Annotated in this window: 1 protein-coding gene; it reads right to left on the reverse strand. The window is 68.3% G+C overall.

Going from position 1 to position 451, the window contains the following annotated elements; all coding sequences use genetic code 11:
• A partial coding sequence (locus tag BJQ90_RS16385) for a helix-turn-helix domain-containing protein (RefSeq protein WP_226761281.1) occupies nt 1-410 on the reverse strand: 410 nt, incomplete at its 3' end.
• Nucleotides 411-451: the final 41 nt, after the last annotated feature.

Genomic DNA, 451 nt, shown 5'->3' on the forward strand with positions numbered 1-451 from the left:
CGTTCGTAGCGGTGGTCGGTGGCCCGGCCGGCGCGGATGCGTTCGCCGCTGATCGGGTCCAGTTCCCATAACCGGGGCAGGCCGGCCCTGGCGATGATCCGGGACACCGTGCGGGCCGGGACCTGGCACCGTTCACCCAGCTCGACCGGACCCTCGCGGTGTTTCTCGCGCGCCGCGAGGACCTCGTCGATCTTCGCCGCGGGCGTCGCGTGCGGGCAGGAACGCGGGCGTGACGAGCGATCCTCCATCCCGGCCCAGCCGTGCTCCAGATAGCGCCGGAACCACCGGTGGGCGCAGGTACGGGAAACACCCATTTCCTTCGCCACATGGGCCACGGGACGGCCGTCCAGAACACGCTGGACGAGGATGCCTCTACCGGCAGGAGTCAGACGGGCATTACGGTGGACCATGAAGACCTCTTAGTCGTTCGGTGTGTGTGGTAACCACCAAC

The sequence above is a fragment of the Arthrobacter sp. SO3 genome (assembly GCF_020532825.1).
Taxonomy (GTDB): Bacteria; Actinomycetota; Actinomycetes; order Actinomycetales; family Micrococcaceae; genus Arthrobacter.